The 23,538-nt window shown below is 34.5% G+C and carries 22 protein-coding genes and 2 pseudogenes; 9 read left to right on the forward strand and 15 right to left on the reverse strand.

Annotated elements, in window-relative coordinates; genetic code table 11:
• Positions 1–4 precede the first annotated feature (4 nt).
• Positions 5–1,492, reverse strand: a complete 1,488-nt coding sequence (locus E4N74_RS00315) for a DUF5312 family protein (protein WP_338113400.1) — start codon at positions 1,490–1,492, stop codon at positions 5–7.
• Positions 1,493–1,672: 180 nt separating this feature from the next.
• Positions 1,673–2,164 (reverse strand): PTS sugar transporter subunit IIA, encoded by a 492-nt coding sequence (locus tag E4N74_RS00320; RefSeq protein WP_044978558.1) that lies wholly within the window; start codon positions 2,162–2,164, stop codon positions 1,673–1,675.
• 158 nt (positions 2,165–2,322) lie between these two features.
• Between E4N74_RS00320 and E4N74_RS00325 the strand changes: the two genes are divergently transcribed.
• From E4N74_RS00325 to E4N74_RS00335, 3 genes are all read left to right on the forward strand, one after another.
• On the forward strand, positions 2,323–3,366 hold the full coding sequence (locus tag E4N74_RS00325) for a Fic family protein (protein ID WP_255818208.1): 1,044 nt from the start codon (positions 2,323–2,325) through the stop codon (positions 3,364–3,366).
• A gap of 113 nt (positions 3,367–3,479) precedes the next feature.
• Positions 3,480–3,707: an OadG family protein gene (locus tag E4N74_RS00330; protein ID WP_255818209.1), complete on the forward strand. Its 228-nt coding sequence runs from the start codon at positions 3,480–3,482 to the stop codon at positions 3,705–3,707.
• Between the two features lie 177 nt (positions 3,708–3,884).
• The gene (locus E4N74_RS00335; protein ID WP_255818211.1) at positions 3,885–4,712 is read left to right on the forward strand and encodes a 4Fe-4S binding protein; all 828 of its coding nucleotides are present in this window, start codon (positions 3,885–3,887) and stop codon (positions 4,710–4,712) included.
• Here the strand turns inward: E4N74_RS00335 and miaA are convergent.
• Both miaA and E4N74_RS00345 read right to left on the reverse strand, forming a co-directional pair.
• A complete protein-coding gene (gene miaA / locus E4N74_RS00340; protein WP_338113371.1) occupies positions 4,684–5,679 on the reverse strand; it encodes a tRNA (adenosine(37)-N6)-dimethylallyltransferase MiaA in 996 nt (331 codons plus the stop codon). The genes E4N74_RS00335 and miaA overlap by 29 nt on opposite strands.
• A 22-nt stretch (positions 5,680–5,701) precedes the next feature.
• Positions 5,702–5,908 carry a DNA-directed RNA polymerase subunit omega gene (locus E4N74_RS00345; protein WP_255805762.1) on the reverse strand — a complete coding sequence of 69 codons (207 nt, stop codon included), beginning with the start codon at positions 5,906–5,908 and terminating at the stop codon, positions 5,702–5,704.
• A gap of 150 nt (positions 5,909–6,058) precedes the next feature.
• On the opposite strand from E4N74_RS00345, the gene E4N74_RS00350 reads away from it, so the two are divergent.
• The 5 genes from E4N74_RS00350 (at position 6,059) to E4N74_RS00370 (ending at position 12,216) form a co-directional block, all read left to right on the forward strand.
• Positions 6,059–6,535: a hypothetical protein gene (locus tag E4N74_RS00350; protein WP_044978562.1), complete on the forward strand. Its 477-nt coding sequence runs from the start codon at positions 6,059–6,061 to the stop codon at positions 6,533–6,535.
• The gene (locus E4N74_RS00355; RefSeq protein ID WP_255818216.1) at positions 6,535–7,401 is read left to right on the forward strand and encodes a M48 family metalloprotease; all 867 of its coding nucleotides are present in this window, start codon (positions 6,535–6,537) and stop codon (positions 7,399–7,401) included. Before E4N74_RS00350 ends, E4N74_RS00355 begins: the two co-directional genes overlap by 1 nt.
• A 17-nt stretch (positions 7,402–7,418) precedes the next feature.
• The gene (locus E4N74_RS00360) at positions 7,419–9,518 is read left to right on the forward strand and encodes a CHASE2 domain-containing protein (protein WP_255818218.1); all 2,100 of its coding nucleotides are present in this window, start codon (positions 7,419–7,421) and stop codon (positions 9,516–9,518) included.
• A 218-nt stretch (positions 9,519–9,736) separates the two neighbouring features.
• Positions 9,737–10,948: a hypothetical protein gene (locus tag E4N74_RS00365; protein ID WP_044978565.1), complete on the forward strand. Its 1,212-nt coding sequence runs from the start codon at positions 9,737–9,739 to the stop codon at positions 10,946–10,948.
• Complete coding sequence (locus E4N74_RS00370; RefSeq protein ID WP_255818220.1) at positions 10,948–12,216, forward strand: clustered-type lipoprotein; 1,269 nt, start codon at positions 10,948–10,950, stop codon at positions 12,214–12,216. Before E4N74_RS00365 ends, E4N74_RS00370 begins: the two co-directional genes overlap by 1 nt.
• 10 nt (positions 12,217–12,226) lie before the next feature.
• Here the strand turns inward: E4N74_RS00370 and E4N74_RS00375 are convergent.
• The 10 genes and pseudogenes from E4N74_RS00375 to E4N74_RS00415 form a co-directional block, all read right to left on the reverse strand.
• Positions 12,227–12,501 (reverse strand): annotated as a pseudogene (locus E4N74_RS00375) (tetratricopeptide repeat protein); the annotation flags it as partial.
• Positions 12,502–12,556: 55 nt separating this feature from the next.
• Complete coding sequence (locus tag E4N74_RS00380; protein WP_255818222.1) at positions 12,557–13,225, reverse strand: hypothetical protein; 669 nt, start codon at positions 13,223–13,225, stop codon at positions 12,557–12,559.
• Between the two features lie 34 nt (positions 13,226–13,259).
• Positions 13,260–13,862, reverse strand: a complete 603-nt coding sequence (locus E4N74_RS00385) for a hypothetical protein (RefSeq protein WP_255818224.1) — start codon at positions 13,860–13,862, stop codon at positions 13,260–13,262.
• 283 nt (positions 13,863–14,145) lie between these two features.
• On the reverse strand, positions 14,146–15,144 hold the full coding sequence (locus E4N74_RS00390) for a tetratricopeptide repeat protein (protein ID WP_255805772.1): 999 nt from the start codon (positions 15,142–15,144) through the stop codon (positions 14,146–14,148).
• A 15-nt stretch (positions 15,145–15,159) separates the two neighbouring features.
• Positions 15,160–15,684, reverse strand: coding sequence for a tetratricopeptide repeat protein (locus E4N74_RS12865; protein WP_420832871.1), 525 nt, complete (start codon positions 15,682–15,684; stop codon positions 15,160–15,162).
• A gap of 12 nt (positions 15,685–15,696) precedes the next feature.
• Positions 15,697–16,686: pseudogene (locus E4N74_RS12870) on the reverse strand (tetratricopeptide repeat protein); the annotation flags it as partial.
• A 14-nt stretch (positions 16,687–16,700) separates the two neighbouring features.
• Positions 16,701–17,708, reverse strand: coding sequence for a tetratricopeptide repeat protein (locus E4N74_RS00400; protein WP_255818228.1), 1,008 nt, complete (start codon positions 17,706–17,708; stop codon positions 16,701–16,703).
• A 15-nt stretch (positions 17,709–17,723) separates the two neighbouring features.
• The gene (locus tag E4N74_RS00405; RefSeq protein WP_255818245.1) at positions 17,724–18,734 is read right to left on the reverse strand and encodes a tetratricopeptide repeat protein; all 1,011 of its coding nucleotides are present in this window, start codon (positions 18,732–18,734) and stop codon (positions 17,724–17,726) included.
• Positions 18,735–18,748: 14 nt separating this feature from the next.
• Positions 18,749–19,957, reverse strand: coding sequence for a LysM peptidoglycan-binding domain-containing protein (locus tag E4N74_RS00410; RefSeq protein WP_255818247.1), 1,209 nt, complete (start codon positions 19,955–19,957; stop codon positions 18,749–18,751).
• A gap of 62 nt (positions 19,958–20,019) precedes the next feature.
• The gene (locus E4N74_RS00415; protein ID WP_255818249.1) at positions 20,020–21,024 is read right to left on the reverse strand and encodes a tetratricopeptide repeat protein; all 1,005 of its coding nucleotides are present in this window, start codon (positions 21,022–21,024) and stop codon (positions 20,020–20,022) included.
• Between the two features lie 189 nt (positions 21,025–21,213).
• Here E4N74_RS00415 and rbr point away from each other — a divergent pair, with 189 nt between their 5' ends.
• Complete coding sequence (rbr, locus tag E4N74_RS00420) at positions 21,214–21,789, forward strand: rubrerythrin (protein WP_255818251.1); 576 nt, start codon at positions 21,214–21,216, stop codon at positions 21,787–21,789.
• 23 nt (positions 21,790–21,812) lie between these two features.
• Here the strand turns inward: rbr and E4N74_RS00425 are convergent, their stop codons facing one another.
• Entirely contained in the window at positions 21,813–23,516 is a 1,704-nt protein-coding gene (locus tag E4N74_RS00425) for a RecQ family ATP-dependent DNA helicase (protein WP_255818253.1), read from the reverse strand.
• Between the last annotated feature and the right edge of the window lie 22 nt (positions 23,517–23,538).

The following is a 23,538-nucleotide window of genomic DNA, read 5'->3' on the forward strand; positions in this document are numbered from 1 at the left end:
TTTTTTATTCTTTTTTGATAAAAAGCTGCATTAACATGATAAAGTCGTAGATTTTTTTGTAGGCTTCGACCAGCCATTCTCTTATGGGCCTTTCCGAATGCTGTTCAATTTCTTTCCAGTTTTGTATCAATTCGCGGCGGGGCTTGTCGTAATCGGCTATGATTGTCTTAAAGTTGTTGCCTATGACTATTATATGTTTTAATGAAATATTTATAAGTTTTAGAGCGGTTTCGTTTACATCGTTTAAAAGTTTTGCAGCTTGTCTTCCGGCTTCCTTTTCTCTTTCCATTCTGGAAAGGAGGGTTCTGAATTTTACGCCTATATCCGAGACTTCGGAAAGTTTATCATCAAATTCCACTGTTTTTGAGGCAACCTGTATAATTGCATGAAAGCTGTTTGAGAAGTCGGCTGTAGTTCCTGCAAAGCCGCCCCAGTTTCCTCTTACTAAAAAAAGATCGCACAGTGCCCGAATATCCGTCTTTACATATTCTATTAAAAAAGATTTTAGATAGCTCATTTCTTCGGCATAAATATATCCGGACAGGCCCCTTTTTAAAAAAGCCGTGTTTGCATCGATGGTGTAGTTTTTCATTCCTGAAATGACTTGCTCTCCGAATATTTTGGCTATTAAAACTGCAACCTTTGAAGACCGCTGCTCCTCTATGAGTTTTTTTATAACATTTTGAGTGTTTGCTTTAATTTGCGAAACATAGGTATCGGTTACTTTTTCGGTGAAAGGGGTTGTTTCAACCGTGTAAATTATGTCCTCAGTAATATGCTGAATAATATACTCGAGGGCTTTTGAACGGCGAAGATCGCCTAAGACCCCTAACAGTTTTTTCCATTGACCTGGGTGAACCGGCTGAATGTTTTTATAAGTTTTTATTATCTCAAAGATAATGTTCCAATCGGTATCTATACTTAGTTGGTAAAAAACCGATGCAAAATCTTTTAAGTCTTCGGCAATATATTCTCCTCTTATTGCCTGAAAATTGGGAGTATAGTTAAAATTATTTTCAATAAAGTTGGAATCGAATTTTCTAAGTAAAAAATAATAGTCAAAAAGCACAAAGTGAATAAAGGCATCAAGATGCTGGTAAATTAAATCTATTTTTTGTGTCTGATTGGAATCAAATTCCCCTATAAAGGTTTTCAGTTCATTTTTTACCTTTTCGGCAAGGGCATCCGCATTTGAGCTTTTTGATTGTTCTATGATTGACTCTTCGGAAAGATGTTCAAGAAGTTTTTTTTGTTTGTCCGAAAGAGAATTTTCTACGGTAACATTTTTTAGAACTTTTGAGGACGCCGCTCCTGCTAAAAGCGGACGGGCAGGGCCTACGACCTTATATATATTGTAAAAAAATTGTGCTGCCTGAGGCAGTACTTCTTGAGAGCCTGATTTATACCATTTACTGTATCTGGTTTTTCCTATTTGTTTTGCAATATCCTTTAGCTTGCGCCTTTTTAAGGCTTCAGGACTCTCCGAGGATATAAACAAACCTATTATTTTTTGGAAAAAACTCTCTTTTTTATCGGCCATGCTAATAATATGTGATAAATTCGTTAATTTGTCAACCGGTATAGAGATTCATGGACTAAAAAATAAGCTAAGCAAAAAATAACGGCCTGTGCAGAGCTCAGCACAGGCCATTCTTTAAAGCTCTTTAACCTGTTACTCTTCGTCGCTTTCCATTAAAAGCTTTATGACGGCTTTTTCATTTGCAGCACGTAAGAGTTCTTCTCTTTTTTCTGCACTTTTAAATAATAAGCTGATCTGTGCAAGGAACTGCAAGTGAGGACCTGTTTTATCAAGAGGAGAAAGAGTCATAATAAATATTCGGGCAGGTTCTTGATCCAAAGAATCAAAGTCTACGGGATTATCTGCAATACCTATGCAGGCTACGAGATCGCTTACAGAATCCGTCTTTCCGTGAGGTATAGCTATTCCGTGCTTCATACCGGTAGACATCTTACGTTCCCTATCTAAAACACAAGCCTTGGTAGCAACCTTGTCCTTTACTTTTCCGGCTTTTACAAGCGTATCAAGTAACTCGTCAATAATAGCTTCTTTTGTAGTCCCTTTTAAGTGCAGATTTATGGTTTCAGGAGTGATAACATCCTTTAAATCTACAGAATCGGGTTTTAATGCATCTTTAAATTCCATGCATACATTCTAAGCCTCTTTTGATTAAAAGTCAAGTTTTTTTTAACTTTTTTTCAAATTTATTTTTATTTCCCAAATAAAAGGCTTTTTCCTCAAAATACGCTTAACAATCTCCTAAAAATATGCTATAATTAGGCGAAAGAAAAAGAGGTAGGCGAATGAGAAGATTTAATTATGAAAATTTCGAAAGAGAAACATGGGATATTGAAATTATAAATCTTTTAACACAAATCCATGAGCATAAGGGAAAACAGGAGCTTTTTTTGAAACGCAAGCCCGCAGTTTTGGATAAATTAGTAGAAATTGCTAAAATTCAAAGTGTAGAAGACTCCAACAAAATAGAAGGGATTGTTACTACAGCCGTTAGGATAAAGGAGCTCATGAATCAAAAAACGGCACCTAAAAATAGAGATGAAGAAGAAATATTAGGTTATAGGGATGTGCTAAATACGATTCATGAAAGTTATGAATATATCTCCATAAACCATAATTACATTTTACAACTGCATCGAGATTTATATAAATATAGCGAAAAAGGAATTGGCGGCCGGTATAAAAATACACAAAACTCTATTGTGGAAAAGGATGAATTTGGGAATGTTGTAGAAAGATTTAAGCCTTTATCCCCATATGAAACTCCTGAAGCTGTTTTGCAAATTTGTGCTGAATTAAATAATGCCCTTGATAAAAAAGCGGTGGACGCCTTACTTTTAATTCCAATTTTTATCCATGATTTTCTTTGTATCCATCCTTTTAATGATGGGAACGGGAGAATGAGCCGATTATTAACCACTCTTTTACTATACAGACAAGGTTATGTCATTGGGAGATATATCAGTCTGGAAAGCAAAATAGAAAAAAATAAAGAGAGTTACTATATAGCTTTAGAAAAAAGCGGGATTGGTTGGCATGAAAACAAAGAAAATCCGGTACCGTTTATAAAATATCTTCTTAGAACAATATTAGCTGCATATATTGATTTTGAGGAACGAGTAGATTATGTAGATGAAAAGATGCCGACTCTTGAATTGGTAAGGGGTGCAGTAGACAGAAAAATAGGTAAATTTACAAAAAAAGAGATGACGGAATTAGTCCCAAGTGTCGGTAAGGCTACAATTGAAAATATGCTTAAACGATTAATAGAGGAGGGGTATATTGAGCGGTATGGAAAAGGTAAAGCGACTTTTTATGTAAGAAAATAGTAGATATACAAAAAATGCACAAGTTCAAGCAGAGATAGAAAGCTCTCCCATCTTGACAAGCAGTAATAGGAGAAGCCTCTAAAAATTTTTACACGTTTTTCCGATAAAAGAGTATGAATTCGCCCGGTTTTTTTTATGTTATAAAAAATGTTTTACTTTCGCCTACGGTCATCGGTGTAACCATTGTTTGCGGTCTTATCTTAAGTTTTATTTTTTATGTGATGAGTTATAAGAAAAAGCCTAGAAGTTTTAAAATAAAAAAGGAAAAATCTAAGCCTCAAAAAGATAAAACGCCGCCTCCTAAAGAAGAGGCTGAAGGTGAGGAAAGCGACGCTCAATAAGTTTTCCCTAAGTTTTTAATCTCTATGAGTGAGATAACTGCCTAAATGCTTAACAATCTCCTAAAAATATACTATAATTAGGAGAAAGAAAAAAAGTTTGACGATGGTTTTGTCTTATATGAGTTCGGATATAAGATTAAACTGTAAATATTCTTATAAATTTATGGTGGTAATAAAATGAAGCAATTACGAAAGCTGACCTTTCCGGCCATAATGTTTTTTACATTTGAGATAATAGCTGTTACGTTGTGGTTGGCAAAGGATAATATTTTTTACTTGATTAACTTTAGCTATATAGGTATATCAATTTCTCTGGGGCTTCTCCTAATGGCAGTTAAGTACAAATATGCAAGGAATATTGTTCAATTACTTGTGGGATTGTATATGCTTATCTATCTAGGGCTGCTATGTAATGAAAATATGCAGATTGAAGGATTTTGGTATTATCTTTTTACAGGGGTATTTGAAGCGGCAACGATTCATTATGCCGTAGCTAAGATATTCGGCCCGTTGATATTCGGGCGCGGCTGGTGTGGATATGCTTGTTGGACAGCAATGGTCTTAGATTTCCTACCATATAAAACACCTCGAGGAGCAAGAAAAAAAATAGAATGGATAAGGTATATAGTATTTATCTTATCTTTTATATTCGTATCACTACTATTCCTTGCGAAAGCGGGGAATATAGAGCGCATTATGTTTTGGGCTTTTATTGCCGGCAATGTGCTTTATTACTCCTTAGGAATTGCTCTTGCTTTTGCTTTTAAGGATAATCGTGCATTTTGCAAATACATTTGTCCGATAACAGTATTTTTGAAGCCAATGAGCTATTTTTCTCTCGTTAGAATAAAATGTAAAAAGGACAAATGTGTATCCTGTGATAAATGCAAACGAGTGTGTCCGATGGATGTTGATGTAACGGACAATTCAAGGAAGAGAAAAAATGGAACCGAGTGTATTTTGTGTATGGAATGTGTTAAAAACTGCCCAACGAATGCTCTTTGAAAAATCCGCAAATATCCTTATAAAGCCTTGATATTTCAGCCTTATCTTCTATAAAATAGCGGTGAACATCGGGGATTGTTTTAAAAAAGGTTTCTTGACGCTTGGCGTAGTGCTTGGTATTCCTTTTTATAAGGGCTGAGACTTCCTCCAAGTCCGATTCGGGTTTTAAGTGGTTATTTTCATCGAAAAATTCCCTGTAGCCTATGGCTTTAAGTCCGGAGCTTTCGCTTGTATATCCCATCTCATAAAGTTTTTTTACTTCATTATATAGGCCGTCTTCAAACATAGCATCGACCCTCTTTTCGATTCTTTCGTATAAGAGAGAGCGGGGTCTTTCTATGCTTAAGATAAAAAACTCGTATTGTTCTCTTGGGTTTTCGGGGAGGGTAAAAGAGCTTAAAGGCTTCCCTGAGGCGGCAAAAACTTCGTGAGCCCTTATTATTCTATATTCGTCATGGACATGGAGCCTTCCCGCCGTCTGGGGGTCTATTTTTTTTAGCTCTTCCAAAAGAACGCCGGCTCCTTCTTCTTTTGCCCGCGTTTGAAAATGCTCACGGATTTTAGGGTCGGCTGTGGGCGTAACGGGAAGGCCGTATAGAAAATTCTTTAAGAAAAAGGCCGTACCCCCCATTAAAACAGGAAGTTTTCCACGATTATATATTTCGGGGCAAAGTTTATCGGCCGACTTTACAAAATCGGCTGCAGAGAATTCTTCGGAAGGCTCTTTTATAGCGATCAAGTGATGAGGAAGGTCTTCCAATTCTTCTTTGGAAGGAGAAGCCGAGCCGATATGCAGGTGTTTATACACCTGAACCGAGTCGGCACTTATAATTTCGGCACAAGCTGAAAGAGCCGAAATTCCGCCTTCTTTTGAGAAATTCTTTGAATGTTTATAAGAAAATATTTCGGAGGCTAAGCTTGTCTTTCCCGAAGCCGTCGCTCCGAAAAAAATCAATACGGAAACCACGCAAACTTTTGAAGCAGAAATTTTAGTTGAATTCGGGGTGACGCTCTATCTGATAGTTTACTTCACCGGTAAAAATTTGCCTTGCTCCGGCCGAAACAACCTTATCTCCGCTTTTTTCGGCATTAGGCTCTTGGATTTTAGCCAGCTGATAGGCCCTTCTTGTCGATGCGCATGTAATCTCGTAAATATTGTCATCAAACTCGATGAGTTCTTCTAATGGAAATATCATAGACTCATTCTACTATTATTTAAGAAAAAAGTCAATCATTCGAATTGACATCATTCGAATTATAAGTTTTTTATCCGTTTACTAAAACTTTTAGTGCGAAAACTGGACAAGAGGCTTTTTTTGTGGTATTATTTTTAAAAGGGAGGTTTTATGAAAAAATCTACTATAATATGTTTGCTTATGTTTTTTGCGGTTTTTGGAATATTGACAGCCGAAAAGTCTTCTAAAAAAATGTATGTGAATATAAAAGAAACTTGGATAAAATCGGATGCAGGTTTTTTTGCTAAAAATGTTATGATGGTAAGGTATGGGGAACAAGTATATCTTTTAGAAGAAAAAGGAAAGTGGATGAAAGTTTCTCCCGTTTCAAACCCTGACCTTGTAGGATGGCTTCCAACGGCAAATCTTACAAGGAAAAAAATAGTAGGGTCTTTTGATAAAAAAACTTCGGCTGAAGCAAAGGAATTGGCTCTTGCAGGAAAGGGCTTGACTGAAGGCTCGGGTTCCGAATTTTCGGCATCAGGTAAAAAAAATTATGAGGCAGTTGACAGCGTTGAAGCTATAAAGATAAGCCAAAATGATTTGCAATTGTTTATTAAGGAAGGTTTATTGAAGGACGGTGAATAATGAAAAAGAAATTCGAATTATTTTTAATTATAAGTTTAATAACGGTAACGGTTCTATCTTGTGCCCTATTGGGAAGTCTAAATGATCCTGTTGCTTTTACAAAAAATGTTGTTGATGCTGCAGCCCCGATTGTAGAAGCCTCAAAACCTATTCAAAATGAAGAGGAATATTATATAGGCCGTGAAGTAGCTTCTATAATATTAAGCAACTATAAACTTTACAGAAATAAACAGCTGGAAAAATATCTTAACTTGATTTGTATGACCTTGGTTTTGAATTCCGATGTGCCTGAATCCTATAACGGCTATCATGTTGCGATATTGGATACGGACGAAATAAACGCCTTTGCAACGCCCGGCGGGCATATTCTGATTACCAAGGGGCTCTTGTCTTGTACGGATTCTGAAGATGCCCTTGCAGGTGTAATAGCCCATGAGCTTGGACACATTCAGTTAAAGCACGGTATAGGAGCCATTAAGACTAATAGAATTACTGCTGCCGCTGTAGAAAGTTCGGCAACAATGGCCGTAGGTGTCGAAAAAAAAGCAGACCTTAAATTCTTAGAAGATGCTTCAAAAGAAATCGTAACAACCTTGGTAAATTCAGGTTATTCTAAAAGTCAAGAATATGATGCTGACCGTTTTGCCGTAAACCTAATGGCAAAGGCCGGATATGATCCCAATGCTATGACCGAAATGCTTAGAATGATGAGTGAAAAACAAAAGAATGACCACAGAGGTTTTGGAAAAACTCATCCTTCAGCTGTTTCCCGTATAAAATCCGTAGGAAAGGAATCAAAAAAGCTTGCAGGCGACTATAACCGTTCCGAGAGGCTTAACCGTTATAAAAAAAATAAACTAAATTAAGCAAAAAGAAGAAATTTATGAAGAAAATACAAAGATTCTTTTTTATTTCCATTCCGATTTTTTTCATTTTACTTTTTTTTATTTATTTAGGAGTTTTTAAACAGGCAGAATATTTTTTTTATGATGATAGAATGAATAGGACTGCTTCTTATTTTTCTCCTTCCGATGAAATTGTTTTAGTTTTAGTAGATCAAAAAGGTTTAAACTATGCCGCTTCAGAAAGGGGCTGGAAGTGGCCTTGGCCGCGTGAAGCCTATGCCGAGATAGTCGATTTTTTTTCCAGCGGGGGAGCAAGGTCGGTAGCCTTTGATATGCTTTTTACCGAACCTTCTTCTTATGGGGCTGATGATGATAAAAAATTTGCAGACTCTTCAAAAGAAAGCGGCATAGTTATTCAAACCGTTTTTTTTGATAGCGTTCAAGGAAATACCGAAGACTGGCCTGGCGCTGCTCCTAAACCGGAACCGATAGATGAAACTTTTTTTAATAAAAGCGGATTCGCTTCTTCTGAGGACTTGCCAGGTATTTTTCCTATAGACGAAATTGCTTCATCTGCCGGCCTTATAGGAAATGTAAACAGTCTTCCCGATTCCGACGGAACTATCAGGCGGGCACGGCTCTTTTATCCATGGAAGAATTATAAGATCCCTACTTTGGGAGTTGCTTCTTATTTTGTAGGAGGGAATGAAGATGCGGAATTCCCTGCAACGCTTAATCTCCGCTTTACAAAAAGTATTGATGATTATATTCCATATAGTGCCGGAGATATTTTAAAGGCTCAAGCCGATATAAGGGCAGGAAGGGAAAGTGAATTAGATCCGGAAGACTTTAAAGACATGTATGTTTTTTTCGGACTCTATGCTCCGGGGCTTTTCGATATTTGTCAAACGCCGGTTTCAGCTTCCTATCCCGGGGTAGGTGTTCATATAACTCTTTTAGATAATATTCTTTCGGGTCAAACGATTATAGAAACATCTTATCCGATTAATATTTTAATTATTTTTATTTGTATTATTCTTGCCGCATTATTCGGGATTTTTGCAGAAAAAATAAAATCGAGAACTATTTCGATAATTGTGAATGCTGTGAGCTTTTTGCTTTTTGTTGCCCTCTATCTTTTTATCTCATATTATTTATTCCGTTTTGGAATTGCTATACCTATAGCCTCGGTGCTTACAGGTATTTCATTATCCTTTGTTGCCTCCCTTGCAGTAAGTTATATTGTCGAGGGAAAACAAAGACGTTATTTAAAAAACGCTTTTAAGCAATATTTAAGCCCTGCCGTTATTGAGCAGCTGATAGCAGACCCGTCTCAATTAAAGCTCGGCGGGGAGCGTAAAGAAATATCAATCTTTTTTTCGGATTTGCAAGGTTTTACTTCAATCTCGGAGAACTTAAGCCCCGAAGCCCTGACCGAACTTTTAAACGATTATCTTTCGGATATGAGTAAAATTATTTTGGATTCTGGCGGGACAATCGACAAGTATGAAGGGGATGCTATCATCGCTTTTTGGAATGCTCCTGCACGAGTGGAGTATCATGCCCGTTCTGCCTTAGAAGCGGCTTGGGCTTGTCAAAAGAAACTTGAAGAAAGGCGTGCCGATTTTGAAAAGAGGGCTCAAGGCAGACCGTTTAAAATGAGAATAGGGCTTAATACGGGGTTTGCTATCGTCGGCAACATGGGCTCGGTAAGCCGTTTCGATTATACAATGCTGGGTGATTCCGTAAACTTGGCCGCCCGTTTGGAAGGTTTAAATAAGCAATTCGGTTCTTACACAATGTGCGCGGAGGCAGCAAAAAAACAAGCCGAAGAAAGCGGCACTGTTCTAAAATTTAGAGAGCTTGCCCGTGCGGCAGTTGTAGGAAAATCCGAACCCGTAGTTGTTTATGAAGTCATGGACGAAAAAACTTATAACGAAAAAAAAGCCTTTATTGATTCCTTTGACAGGGGCTTAAAAGAATTCTATGCCGGAAATTTTAAAGAAGCTTTAAATATTTTTTCTCAAACGGAAGATTTAGATCCGCCTTCAAAGCACTATGCAGAAAAATGTAAGAGTCTTATTTTACAAAAACCGGAAGGTGAATGGACAGGCATTTGGAAGGCTGATACAAAATAAATTTTTAATTGGAATACAAAAATGATAACAGTGAATACTAAATCCAGCTCTGTTAAAGGCTTTAACGAATGGAAAGCAGAGATATACACATTTGTATGGAGTGAGGAGTTAAAAGAATATATTCTTTTTAAAAGGATATATGAATATAAAAAATACTAATTGAATATTTATTTAAATTTCAGTTAGAATATTTTAAGTTTATTATACGGAGGAAAAAATTGAACAGAAACAAACTAAAGTTACTGGCAGGCTTAATTTTTTTAGCTTTTTTATTTTCATGTAATAGCGAGAATACACAAAAACAAAAAAATTTTGCTAAGAATAAAACAACAGAAAGTGCATCTAAGGCAAAAGTTATACTGCCTGAACTTGAAAAAACGCCTGAGCAAATTATCGAAGAAAAAAAACAAAGCGAAATTAAAATTCATCAAGAAAAAATTGATAAGCTTATAGAAGAAATATATAATAAAAGAGAATCAATTTGGCCTAACCGTAATGTTAATATATTTTCTAATATAAAAATTGAGGATAATTTTTTTGACAAAGCTGGAATTGTTAATATAACATTCGACGAAGAAAAAAGGGAAGGTGAGATATATTATAAGAAAAAAGATACAAAAATACTTGAATATAAAATTACTTATAAAGAAGATCAGGCGGGGCATGCTTATTATGTTTCAGAAATTGAACTTATAAGTCAAGTCAATATCGGCAATGTAGATAAAGAAATAATAGAAAAACAAATTATTGGGAATCTAACAGATATTTACAGTTACGGTAGCATAGCTGATTATTTTGTAGAATATGAAGCTGAAAATCATCCCTTAGAATATGATGATTTATGGTCTACCGTCTTGTTCTGTGCGGAAGGTAATTTTACGGATTCCGGTAGTGACGAGTATTTGGTGCTATTTCATCTCGAAGATGGAGACAGTACGACTTTTGGCACTTATATAAGTGAAGTAAAAATATTTATAGTGCCTAAGTATAGGATAGCTAAAGAATATATTTTACATGTTAAAGATATTTATTTCTCTCCCAAGTTTAAAGCAGAAAATTTCGGATTTAGTATTGGCTCAGGTTATCCATGGTGTTGCTGCCGGGTTGCTGACTTTAATCAAAACGGAGTAAATGAAATATATTTTTTCTGTGAGTATGGTTATTATGATGAGAATAATAAATATAAAGATCATAATTTTTTATTATTTGTGGAATTTGATAAAGATGGTTTTAAAACCAATTATGTTTGCCCGGATAGTTATAATCTGAGTTATGTAGATTGGGAACAAAAAAGAATTTATATGAAATCAAAGAACTATGAAAATGAAAATGTAGATTCCGATAAATTTGTTTCAGTTTTTTCCTGGGATGAAGATTTACAAAAATATGTGCTCTTGAAAAAAACATATGAGCTATGGAGAATGCCTTAATGCAAAGTAACAAATTAAAACTTATTTTTATCTTAATATTAGCGGCTTTTATCTTTTCGTGTTCTAAAGATGTTAAAGAACCTGCGGAAGAAAAAAAGTCTGTAGAGACAAAATCAGAAACAGTTGTAAAAATTGAACCAAAAGAAAATGAATTTTTATCAAAGCCCGAATATAACACGCACGTGAAGAGTCCTGAACAAATTAAGGAATTAGAAGAAAAATATGAAAAAAGTGAAGCATATGAAGAAACGCTCAAGCAGCTTAGAACTGAACTTGATAAGAAAGAAAAAATCCTAGACTATAAATTCCCTACAGGTATTACTATTGATGAATTGGCACAGCAAAAGGCTCCGGTATTGTATAGTCCGGCAGATAACCTTGAGTTTATTCATTTTTATGAGATAAAAAAAGATGGTGAATTTTGCTATTGTAAATATAAAGCGCCTACTCAAAACGGAGGAACTCTTGATTATCAGGTTACCTATAAGTGGTACAACATTGAACAGATGTATCTTCCTCTCTCTTATAATCTTTTAAGTGAGAACAACATGGGAAGAATAAATGAAGAGCTTATAGAAAACCAAGTACACGGTTCTGTATATAGTATGGAAAACGATGAAAAAAAAGATGAAATGATAAAACTGTTTGAAGATTACGAAAACACACAATATCCTTTATTTAAGGAAGTTGTCCATACAGATTGGGATACGGGAGTCAAAACTATAGGATATAAACAGTATGATATGAAAATCCTTGATTATGTAAAGGGGAACTTTACAAACTCAGGATATGATGAATACTTTGTTATGTTTTATGAAGATGATCCTGATCCGGAAATATATGATCAATTTATAAAAAGAGTGAGATGTTTTGTAGTTTCTGAAGGCAAGATAATAAGTGACTACTATATTAGTAATTCCGGCGGTTTTTTTTATCCGGGTCTTAGTAATGATAAACTTTCTGAAGTGAAAGATTTCGGGTTTAAATTTTCACAAGGGTGGATAGCCGACTTTAATCAAAATGGAATAAATGAAATATATATTGCTGCTTTTTTTAGTATAGAAGGCGGCGGGCTATTAATGGTTGAATATAATGATGGATCTTTTGTTACTGATTATGTATATGGTGATCGTTACGATATAGTATCTGTTGATTGGTATAAAAAAATGATTATAATAAAAGATAAGTCGGGGAATGGTGAATGGATAGATGATTATCAATGGAATGATGCTTTAAAAGAGTTCATTTTATTAAAGAGCAAATATTAGGAGGGATTAAAAAATCGGCTAGAGCTTTTTCGCCTTCATGTACATAATAATACATTTCTCCGCGATTTAGATAGGCTTCGACATAAGCCGGGTCTGCTTCAATGGCTTTTGTATAATAGTATATAGCCCTTGTACCGTTTTTTTTGCCCTGTTTCCTGCTATGTTAAAATATTCTGCCTGACTGTAGTTTTGTTTTTTATCTGTATCTGTCGTTTTACAGCTACAAATTAAGATTAGGATAAATAAGAATGAGATTGTTATAAAATATATTTTTTTATTTCTCATTATCGTTTCCATTAATATTCCATTCTTACATTGCAGCACTAAATTTAATAATTTCTTATACGCTCATCCATTTGTCCCAAAAAGCCGAACTCACTCTTACCTTGGGTCTATAAATACTTGTGATATTGATTTCACGGATTTCGTTATTTACTTTATACTCAAAAACAGTAATGAATTTTACTTCTTTTATCTTCCTAAAACGTTTTAAATCTTTTTCTTTGTTTATAGTGTCAGGTAGAAATTTCCCAAGTAAAAACCTGCTTGACCATCCATATTTTGTGCCGGGTCTATCGTCATAAATATTTAGCGGAGTATTTTTATATACCGTCCGATCAAAGTTCTCTTTAAAATTTATATACCCCGGCTTACTTTCTAAAATATTTTCAGAATGTAGTTCCACTCCAATGTCTTCAATTATTAGTGTCCAATGTTTGATATGTATAGCTTCTATATCATCTCGATCTGTAAAAACTTTTATTAAGATCATTGAAGGAGATTCCATTTCAAAATAATAAAGCTCTATTGCGTGTTTTAAATCACAAAAAAATAAAAAACCGTCTTTTGTATATTTTTCAAGAACAGCTGCTTTTTCTCCTGTCTCTATAAACTGTTTAAATTCTTTATAATATTCATGAATAAAGTCTACACTGACATTTGTTTTATGCCATAATACTATATTAAATAAAATGATCAGTACCAGTAAAAATATAAAAAAAGATTTCATTTAATATCTCCTACTTGCGGGAATTACCTAAAATTCAATAAGGCACGATATCTACTACAGTATGCACTATCCCTCTTGCGGCATACTCAGTCCACCTGGGTACATCATACCAATTTTCGGGAGGAGCTCCAGGATCAATATAGTTATAGGTTCCACGTATTTTATCATCGGTAACTACTCTTGGATTTTGGTCTGCAAGCGATTTTCCATCATAAACAACTTCCCATCCGTTCGGATGACAATATTTCCTTTCTTTTGGCTCAATACCATCTTGATGAAATATGTCACGGGTTTCTCTCCTCCATTCCATTTGTTCATCTAAAATAATCTTATGCGTGTATATTGAAGTATCATATTTATTTAATTTATCACGCATTTCATAATGCCACTCTGTGGCACCATACCATATTGTTTGAGGAATATTTTCCAATGTTTCTGATAACATATTATGTTGTCTACTGTGAATATCATTAGCCGCGGCTCTGCGAATCATAAGACGCCTCTCGTATTCAGGCGGATTAAAAATTTTTAAAAGCATATTCTCAAATATTCCGCCTGTTTTTTCATGTATATTTGACTTTGCAAAATTTTGTTTACCATCTATTTTGTTTTTTTTATTATGTGATTGATTATCCACAGTGCCTATAGTTTTAGTGCTGACATTTTTATTTTCTTTTTTTTTATCATGACCATATTTTATACTTTTTTCATCCTCATATATTGTATCTTCTTGTCTGTCATAGTTATCGCTTGCTTCCTTATCTTTGCTTTGAGTTTGTTCCTTCGGCCGTTTATCATATATAGTTCTTCAATGGTTAATATTCTGATTTTTGATTTTTTATGTTTGAATTGTTTTTCATCATAAAGCCTCCCTAATAATATGATAAAATATGAATCTTTTTTTGTCAATATAAAGTTTTTTATTTTTCTCCCATTTCAGCTAGAGCTTCGTATGCTTGTTTTTTGTATTCGATGGCATCTTGTTTTTCTGTATTTTGGCTTTCTAAAGCAAATTTAATAGCCATATCAAAGTCCTCTATTGCCTTTTTATATTCTTTGAGATCAAAATAAATTTTTCCTCGAATATTGTATAGAGAGGCATTTTGGGGATACATTCTTATCCCGGTATTACAGTCTTCTACAGCTTCTTTATACTGGCCTCGAAATGAAAATAAGAGGCCTCGTATTCCATATAATATACCTATCCATGAAGGCTTCATTTTTATCATCTTATTGACAATTTCAAATGCTTCATTATGTTTCTTTGTTTCTATATATATAAAAAGGAGCCCATTGTATGGCCATATATCATTAGGATCCAATTTAATAGCTATTTTAAAGTCGTTTATTGCATCATCAGTTCTTTCAAAATGTTCGTGCAATCTCCCTCTTAAATTGTATAGTTTTGCAGATTTCTGATTTAATTTAATTGCGGTATTTATATCCTCAAAAGCTTTTTCATATTCATTGATTTGTTCATAAGCAGTACTTCTGGTTTCGTAATATTCATAATCTTTATCGTTTAAGCTTATCGCAGTATTTAAGTTTTCAATAGCATTATTATAGTTACCGTCATCATTAAGCAATAGGCCTTTAAAATAATAAGCTTTATCTTCTTTCGGATTAAGCTCAATTACCTTATCAAAGTCAGCTAGAGCCTTTTCGTGTTCATTTACGTAATAATACATTTCTCCTCGGTTTAGATAGGCTTCAATATAAGCCGGGTCTGTTTCAATTGCTTTTGTATAATAGTATATAGCCCTTGTTCCGTCTTTTTTTTCTTTTGCAGTGTTCCCTGCAATGTTAAAATACTCGGCTTGACTGTAGCTTTGATTTTTACTTGTATCGGTTGTTTTACAGCCGTAGATTAAGATTAATAAAAATATAATGGTGATAAAAAATTTATTTTTAGATTGCATTTTTAAAGTTACCTTTTATTTTTTTTCTCCCATTTCAGCCAAGGCTTCGTAGGCTTTTGGTTTGTATTCGATGGCATCTTGTTTAACTTTATCGATATTGTCCGGATCCAATTCAATAGCTCTATCAAAGTCTTCTATAGCTTTTTTGTATTCTTTGAGTACCAGATAACATTGTCCTCTAATATTATAGACAACAGCATTATCGGAATTTATTTTTATACTGGCGTTGCAGTCTTCAATAGCTTCTTTATACCGGCCTTGTAATGAAAATAAGCTGGCACGAAATCGATATAACATATCTATGTATGGAGGTTTTAGTTTAATTGTCTTGTTTATGGCTGTAAATGCTTCATCATATTTATTTGCAAACATATAGGCCAAGATTAGTCCATAATATGCCTGCATATAGTTAGAATCTAATGAAATGGCTATTTTAGCATCTTTTATTGCGTCATCATATCGTTTTAGCTCTATGTAAAATGATCCGCGTAAATCATATAGTTTTGCAGATTTCGAATTTAATTTAATTGCGGTATTTATATCTTCAAGAGATTTTTCATATTCATGGACTTGCTTATAAGCATTGCTTCTGACTACGTAATAATCATCATCCGGAGCCAATTTAATAGCCTTATCAAAATCTTCTATTGCTTTTTTGTATTCTTTTAGAGCCAAATAAGATTCTCCTCTGATATAGTAGACTGCGGCATTATGAGAATTTATTTTTATACTGGCGTTACAGTCTTCAATAGCTTCTTTATATTGGTTTCTCAATAAAAATATGTTTGCACGGAATCCGTATAACATATCTATGTATGGAGGTTTTAGTTTAATTGTTTCATTGATAGCTTTAAATGCTTCATTATGTTTATCTGCAAACATATAGGCTAAAATCAATCCATGATATGCCTGCAAATAGTTAGAATCTAATGCAATGGCTGTTTTGGCATCATTTATTGCATCATCATAGCGTTTTAGCTCTATGTAAAATGATCCGCGCAAATCATATAGTTCTGCAGATTTCGGATTTAATTTAATTGCGGCATTTACATTTTCAAGAGCTTTTTCAAATTCATTAAAGTGTATATATAACCTGCTTCTGGTTTCGTAATATTTATAGTTTTTATCATTAAGTTCTATTGATTTATTTAAATTTTCAAGAGCTTTATTCTCTTGCTTTGAGTATACAAAAAAGACGGCTTTCCAATAATAGGCTTTATCTGATTGAGGATTAAGCTCAATTGCCTTATCAAAATCGGCTAGGGCTTTTTCGTGTTCACCCAGATAAACATATGCTTCTCCGCGGTTTAGATAGGCTTCAATATAAGCCGGGTCTGTTTCAATGGCTTTTGTATAATAATATATAGCCCTTGTTCCGTCTTTTTTTTCTTTTGCAGTGTTCCCTGCAATGTTAAAATACTCGGCTTGACTATAGTTTTGATTTTTACTTGTATCGGTTGTATTGTTATCTGTTGTTTTACAGCCGTAGATTAAGATTAATAAAAATATGATTGTAATAAAAAGTCTATTTTTAGATTTCATTTGCGCCTCTCCGGTTATTTTTTTCCTTCCATTTCAGCCAAGGCTTCGTATGCTTGTTTTTTGTATTCTATGGCATCTTCTTTAATTTTATCAATATTGTCCGGATCCAATTTGATAGCCATATCAAAGTCTTCAATTGCTTTTTTATATTCTTTTAGAGCTAAGTAAGCCGTTCTTCTAATATTGTATACAATCGCATTATGTAAATTTATTTTTATACTGGTATTGCAGTCTTCAATAGCTTCTTTATATCGGCCTTGTAGTGAAAATAAGCTGGCTCTAAACCCATATAACATATCTATGTATGGAGGCTTTAGTTTAATTGTTTCATTGATAGCTTCAAATGCTTCATTATGTTTATTTGCAGACATATAGGCTAAAATTAGTCCATAATATGCTTGCATATAGTTAGGATCTAATGAAATGGCCTCGTTCGCAGAATTTATTGCATCATTATAGCGTTTTAGCTCTATGTAAAATGATCCGCGCAAATCATATAGTTCTGCAGATTTCGGATTTAATTTAATTGCGGCATTTACATTTTCAAGAGCCTTTTCAAATTCATTAAAGTGTATATATAACCTGCTTCTGGTTTCATAATATTTATAGTTTTTATCATTAAGTTCTATTGATTTATTTAAATTTTCAAGAGCTTTATTCTCTTGCTTTGAGTATACAAAAAAGACGGCTTTCCAATAATAGGCTTTATCTGATTGAGGATTAAGCTCAATTGCCTTATCAAAATCGGCTAGGGCTTTTTCGTGTTCACCCAGATAAACATATGCTTCTCCTCTGTTTAGATAGGCTTCGGCATAAATAGGATCTGCCTCAATAGCCTTTGTGTAATAGGTTACTGCTCTTGGTATATCTTTTTTTTCTTTTGCACTGTTTCCTGCAATGTTAAAATATTCGGCTTGGCTGTAATTTTGTTTTTTACTTGTATCGCTATTTGTTGTTTTACAGCCGTAGATTAAGATTAATAAAAATAGGATTGTGATAAAATGCCTGTTTTTAGATTTCATCTTTTAACTCTCCGTTTATTTCTTTTCTCCCATTTCAATCAAAGCTTCATAGGCTTGCTGTTTATACTTTATGGCATCTTCTCGTATTTGGAGTGTATCTTCGATAGAGAATTTAATAGCCATATCAAATTCAGCTATTGCTTTTTTATATAATTTAAGTTCAAGATAAGTTAGTCCGCGTGCATAATATGAGAGAACGTCAGAAGGATTTAAAGTGATAGCTCTATTATAATCAGCCATAGCTTTTTCATATTCTTTAAGATTAAAAAAAATCCAACCTCTAGTTCTATATAGAATTTCATCCGGTTTAATTTTTATTACTTTATTAAGTAGACTAAAAGTTTTATCGTTATCTTCCAGAATTCCATATATAAATATTAAACCTTTATAAGACAGTACATAATTAGGATCGATTTGAATTGATTTCTCATATTCTTTTATAGCCTCAGTATATTTATTAATATTGCAATATAATAATCCTTTTTGCATATATAAACTTGCACTATTGGAATTTAATTTAATTGCAGCGTTTATATTATCAAGAGCTTTATCATATATTTTAAGATATCCATAAATTTTACTTCTGGTTTCGTAATATTCATAATCTTTATCGTTTAAGCTTATCGCAGTATTTAAGTTTTCAATAGCATTATTATAGTTACCGTCATCATTAAGCAATAGGCCTTTAAAATAATAAGCTTTATCTTCTTTCGGATTAAGCTCAATTACCTTATCAAAGTCAGCTAGAGCCTTTTCGTGTTCATTTACGTAATAATACATTTCTCCTCGGTTTAGATAGGCTTCAATATAATCAGGATTTGCTTCAATGGCTTTTGTATAATAGTATATAGCTCTTGTTCCGTCTTTTTTTTCTTTTGCAGTGTTCCCTGCCATGTTAAAATACTCGGCTTGACTATAGTTTTGATTTTTATTTGTATCGGTTGTATTGTTATCTGTTGTTTTACAGCCGTAGATTAAGATTAATAAAAATATAATGGTGATAAAAAATTTATTTTTAGATTGCATTTGCGGCTCCTTGACTAATATTCCATTCTTACACCTATACTGCATTTCAGACTTGACAAAGGATTGTTGTCTTTTTCTGTCCAGCTTGGAAAGCCGTTTATTTTAGTCGAATATACATTCAAAGCAGCTTCGGCTCTACATTCTATATAAATATTGCCTGCTCCGATATTGGATTTAACAGGTGTTTTTATGTCTATTCCAATTCGAGGTTGTAAATAATACAAAGTTCCACCGTCTTTTGCTGTATTTATTCCAGGGGATAAACCGAATGACAAATTTGTATTTTCATCTAAGGGCTTGATAATTTTACCTTTTGTATCTACCAGATAATCAACCATATTCCTCATTTTTTCATTGCCTAGATATAAAGCTCCCCCCATGATACCTGCCCATGTCAGTATAGGAAGTATTTCATGGTGCTTAGTTACAGAATCGGTTATAAAATTGGATGTAGATACCAGATCTATGTCTTTTAAAATATTGTCATTGTAGTCATAGTCATTATTCTTTTTCTTATATGTTTGTTTTTCAATATCTTGCTTTATTAGCTGGAAAAATTTAGATTGATTATTAAATTTTTCTGAAGTATCTATGGTTTTATCATTATCTATTTTTTTTAATTTATTATCTTGTTTAAAAAAGTCTTTTTTTGTTTTAATATCTGCGATAGAAATCCCAAATGCCAGATTTTGTTTGTTTGAGTTTTTCTCGTCTGATGAATGTTGCCCATTTCCGGTTACTTGCCCTTCTTTAGCAGCTGATGTTTCCTGAGCCGCAGATGTTTCCTGTTTATTTGGAGTATTCTCCGTCATATCCGGTTCGGTATCTCCTCTTTCCGAATAATCGGGCTCATCCCAGTATTCTTCGTTTGAAGTTCTCGAAGAAGAATCCGTTTTAGGCCGTGACGGTTCACTTGGAGTAGAGGAAGACGAAGATACGCTGCTTTCTTTATCACCAAAGACTATTTTTTGCCCCGGCCGTATTAAGTCAGGGTTTTCTATACCGCTGTTTTTTGCAATTTCTTTAATTTTTTCGGATAGTTCCTTAGTGCTTGCATCAGGATAGTGTTCTCTTGCTATCTTACTTAAAGTGTCTCCTTGTTTTACCGTATAATCTCCTTCATTCTCATCTTTAGATGTCTGTTTACCGCCGTGTATCATATACAGCTCTTCAATGGTTAATATTCTGATTTTTGATTTTTTTATGTTTGAATTTTCTTTCATGCTAAATCCTCCTTAATGTATGATAAAATATGAATATTTTTTTGTCAATATAATAAAATTTTTTACTTTTCTCCCATTTCAGCCAAGGCTTCGTATGCTTGTTTTTTGTATTCGATGGCTTCTTGTTTAACTTTATCAATATTGTCCGGATCCAATTCAATAGCCCTATTAAAGTCTTCTATAGCTTTTTTGTATTCTTTTAGGGCAAAGTAAATTGTCCCGCGTGTATGATAAGAAATTGCACTGGAATGATTTAATTTTATTGAATTATTACAATCTTCAATGGCTTTTTCATATTCATTAAGTTTTAAAAAAAATTCTGCACGTACATTGTATGTCGTCCACTCCGGTTTTAGTTCTAATGCCTTAGTTGCAGCATCAATGGCTTTATAATTTTTATCCGTTATCCCATATATATATAATAATCCTTTATAGGATGTTAGATTGTTTGGATCAATATTAATAGCTTCATTATAATTTTCTATAGCACTATCATATTTTTCTAAAATTTGATATACAATGCCTCTTGTTTCATATAAACTGGGTATATTGGGATTTAACTCAATTGCAATATTTATATCATTAAGAGTATGTATATATTGTTCCATTCTATAGTATACTTTAGCACGTATATAGTAATAATAGTAATTTTTATTGTTTAATTTTATTGCAGTATTTAAATTATTAATAGCAATATTATGATTGCTAAGTTTAGTAAAAACTAATCCTTTCCAATAATAAGCTCTATCTTCTTTCGGATTAAGCTCAATTACCTTATCAAAGTCAGCTAGAGCTTTTTCGTGTTCATTTACGTAATAATACATCTTTCCGCGGTTTAGATAGGCTTCAATATAAGTAGAATCCGCTTCAATTGCTTTTGTATAATAATATATAGCCCTTGTTCCGTCTTTTTTCTCTTTTGCAGTGTTCCCTGCAATGTGAAAATATTCTGCCTGACTGTAGTTTTGTTTTTTTTCTGTATCGCTATTTGTTGTTTTACAGCCATATAGTAAGATTAGGATAAATAAAAATATGATTGTGATAAAACGCTTATTTTTAGATTTCATTTTTTAAGCCTCCTTTTAAGAATATTATAATAGACAAAGTTTGTATTGTCAATTATTTTTCTTGCCCTCTTTTACTCTTTTAAAAATAGAGTTATACTAAAATATAGGCTTTTGTTTTTAAAGAATGAGTTTTTACTCTGTGCCCCTTTTTAAGAACATTAGTCAATTTTATACTAATAGGAGAAGAGTATGCAATCATTAAAAGGAACAAAGACCGAACAGAATATTCTTTCGGCTTTTATCGGAGAGTCTCAAGCTCGTAATAAGTACACATTTTGGGCAAGCACAGCCGAAAAAGAAGGCTTTGTGCAAATTGCAAGGATTTTTATTGAAACGGCAGAGCAGGAAAGAGAACATGCAAAACGCCTCTTTAACTTTTTAGAAGGTGGAGAGGTTACCGTTTCGGCTACGGCGCCTGCAGGCGTGGTTGGTACAACTTTGGAAAATCTAAGGCAGGCTGCCGCCGATGAAAATCATGAATGGCAGCACATGTATCCGGAGTTTGCTAAAACTGCAAGGGAAGAAGGTTTTCCTTTAATCGCTGCCGTTATGGACAGCATCGCTGTTGCCGAAAAATACCATGCAGAAAGGTATGAGGCCTTTATCAAAAGGCTCGAAGAGAATTCTATGTGGGTACAAGAAAGTCCGACAACATGGAAGTGTTTAAACTGCGGCTTTATCGTGGTCAGTAAAAACGCTCCCGAAAAATGTCCTGCCTGTGCTTATCCCAAAGCTTACTTTGCCCGTTTAGAAGAAAGTTTTTAAACTTATCAAATTTTAAACTTAATCTAAACACTAAGCTTATCCTTCCAAAGAGGGGTTTTCAATTTTTTGATAAGCCCCTCTTCGAGCAGCTCAGCACTTAAACGCTTTACGTCCCCTGCTTCCCAAAATGTTTTCTTTGAAGAAAAAAAATCGATAGCTTCATTTTGAGTAAAACTTCTTTTATTTGCTTTTATAAGTTTTATAAAAAGCTTTTCGTCCTCGGGATATTGAACCGCCGTTTTATTACAAATATCGCAGCCCGAACAGGCGATTACTTCTTCATCGGGATTAGAAGCTTCTGCCCTTGTTTCACCGAGGGCCTTTAATAAAACTGCCCTGCGGCACTTTCCGCTTTCGGCAAAGTCTTTAAGAACACCGGCCCTAAGACGCTGTTTTTCGGGCAAAAGCTCTATCCTCTTTTTATCGGCAGGAGACCATAGCAGAACTGCTTCGGCAATGCTCCCGTCTCGCCCGCCCCTTCCTGCTTCTTGAATATAGGCTTCTGCAGTAGGAGAAGGATCCATGTGAATTACAGTTTTAACATCCTTCTTATCGACACCCATCCCCCATGCACAAGTACATATCAGTATACCGCTTTTATGTTCATGGAACCATTTTTCTGTTTCGGCTTTTTCTTCTCTTTCGAGGCCTGCATGATAAAATCTTATATTTTCATCATTTAAGCGGAGACGCAAAAATGAAGCTGTCTGTTCCGTTCCCTTTCGGCTGGAACAAAAAATAACCATAGGTCTTTTTCTTTTTTGAACCTCTTCAAGAAGGGCAGGATTTTTTACCCTGCAATGCTTTACAAAATAAATTATATTTGTTCTATCCGATTCGCCTCGAACCAAATGAGCCCTGCCCTCAAAAAGAATTTCGGCTATACGCTGTAAAACCGGAGGACTCGCCGTTGCCGTAAAAGCTGAAACGGCGAATGGATGAAGCTTTTTGATTATGTTTGTAAGCTCAAGATAGGCAGGTCTAAAACTGTCTCCCCATTCGGTAACGCAGTGTGCCTCGTCTATCGCCAAGTGAACCACATTGCATGCAGCAATCCTATCTATAAGAGTTCCGCCTGAAAGAACTTCTGGGTTTGCAATTATGAGCTTTGCAGGAGGCTTGCCGTCACTCCCTTCCATGCGTGCAAGCTGGGCATCTCTTTCTTCTTTAGTTTGCCCGCCCTTAAAGATGACAGGCTCAAGCCCTCCCTCCGCCATTCGCCTAAACTGATCGCTCATAAGGGCTAGTAGGGGATAAATGATTACTGTAGGCCCGTCCAGCAGGAGGGCCGGAACTTGAAAGCACAAAGATTTTCCGGCTCCTGTGGGAAGGAGAATAATTTGCCTGCCACGCATAATTCCGTCCTCATCATAAAGGGATGTTATTTTTTCTTCTTCGGTGTTTGAGTTAATTTTTTGAAGCAATTTTGTTTTTGTAGCTTTGTCCGAATCTTCCCCGTCTTTATTTTTAAGTTCGGTTTGTTCGGCTTCAATGCGGGCTTCCACTGCGTGAACCGCATCTAAGATATTGGCTATTGCAAGCCTCTGCCAAGGATAGAGCGACGGAATACCGAAAACATTTTTTGCACAGACGGCAACGGCATCTTCGGTTTTTTCTAAGCTGTATTCTGGATTATCGGTTTCGCAAACAAAGGGGCAGCAAAGGTCGTCCGGCGTATCATCCCATATGTACGGCTCATCGGCTTCTTGTAAATTTTGATTTTTCATTTTCACCTCTCAATATTATTGT

It is taken from the genome of Treponema putidum, assembly GCF_024401155.1.
Classification (GTDB): domain Bacteria; phylum Spirochaetota; class Spirochaetia; order Treponematales; family Treponemataceae; genus Treponema_B; species Treponema_B putidum.

Excerpts from the sequence above, each read along its gene's own strand:
- E4N74_RS00320 (WP_044978558.1), bottom strand. The coding sequence starts at position 2,164 with ATGGAATTTAAAGATGCATTAAAACCCGATTCTGTAGATTTAAAGGAT.
- E4N74_RS00325 (WP_255818208.1), top strand. The coding sequence starts at position 2,323 with ATGAGAAGATTTAATTATGAAAATTTCGAAAGAGAAACATGGGATATT.
- E4N74_RS00330 (WP_255818209.1), top strand. The coding sequence starts at position 3,480 with ATGAATTCGCCCGGTTTTTTTTATGTTATAAAAAATGTTTTACTTTCG.
- E4N74_RS00335 (WP_255818211.1), top strand. The coding sequence starts at position 3,885 with ATGAAGCAATTACGAAAGCTGACCTTTCCGGCCATAATGTTTTTTACA.
- E4N74_RS00345 (WP_255805762.1), bottom strand. The coding sequence starts at position 5,908 with ATGATATTTCCATTAGAAGAACTCATCGAGTTTGATGACAATATTTAC.
- E4N74_RS00350 (WP_044978562.1), top strand. The coding sequence starts at position 6,059 with ATGAAAAAATCTACTATAATATGTTTGCTTATGTTTTTTGCGGTTTTT.
- E4N74_RS00355 (WP_255818216.1), top strand. The coding sequence starts at position 6,535 with ATGAAAAAGAAATTCGAATTATTTTTAATTATAAGTTTAATAACGGTA.
- E4N74_RS00360 (WP_255818218.1), top strand. The coding sequence starts at position 7,419 with ATGAAGAAAATACAAAGATTCTTTTTTATTTCCATTCCGATTTTTTTC.
- E4N74_RS00370 (WP_255818220.1), top strand. The coding sequence starts at position 10,948 with ATGCAAAGTAACAAATTAAAACTTATTTTTATCTTAATATTAGCGGCT.
- E4N74_RS00380 (WP_255818222.1), bottom strand. The coding sequence starts at position 13,225 with ATGAAATCTTTTTTTATATTTTTACTGGTACTGATCATTTTATTTAAT.
- E4N74_RS00390 (WP_255805772.1), bottom strand. The coding sequence starts at position 15,144 with ATGCAATCTAAAAATAAATTTTTTATCACCATTATATTTTTATTAATC.
- E4N74_RS00400 (WP_255818228.1), bottom strand. The coding sequence starts at position 17,708 with ATGAAATCTAAAAACAGGCATTTTATCACAATCCTATTTTTATTAATC.
- E4N74_RS00405 (WP_255818245.1), bottom strand. The coding sequence starts at position 18,734 with ATGCAATCTAAAAATAAATTTTTTATCACCATTATATTTTTATTAATC.
- E4N74_RS00410 (WP_255818247.1), bottom strand. The coding sequence starts at position 19,957 with ATGAAAGAAAATTCAAACATAAAAAAATCAAAAATCAGAATATTAACC.
- E4N74_RS00415 (WP_255818249.1), bottom strand. The coding sequence starts at position 21,024 with ATGAAATCTAAAAATAAGCGTTTTATCACAATCATATTTTTATTTATC.
- rbr (WP_255818251.1), top strand. The coding sequence starts at position 21,214 with ATGCAATCATTAAAAGGAACAAAGACCGAACAGAATATTCTTTCGGCT.
- E4N74_RS00425 (WP_255818253.1), bottom strand. The coding sequence starts at position 23,516 with ATGAAAAATCAAAATTTACAAGAAGCCGATGAGCCGTACATATGGGAT.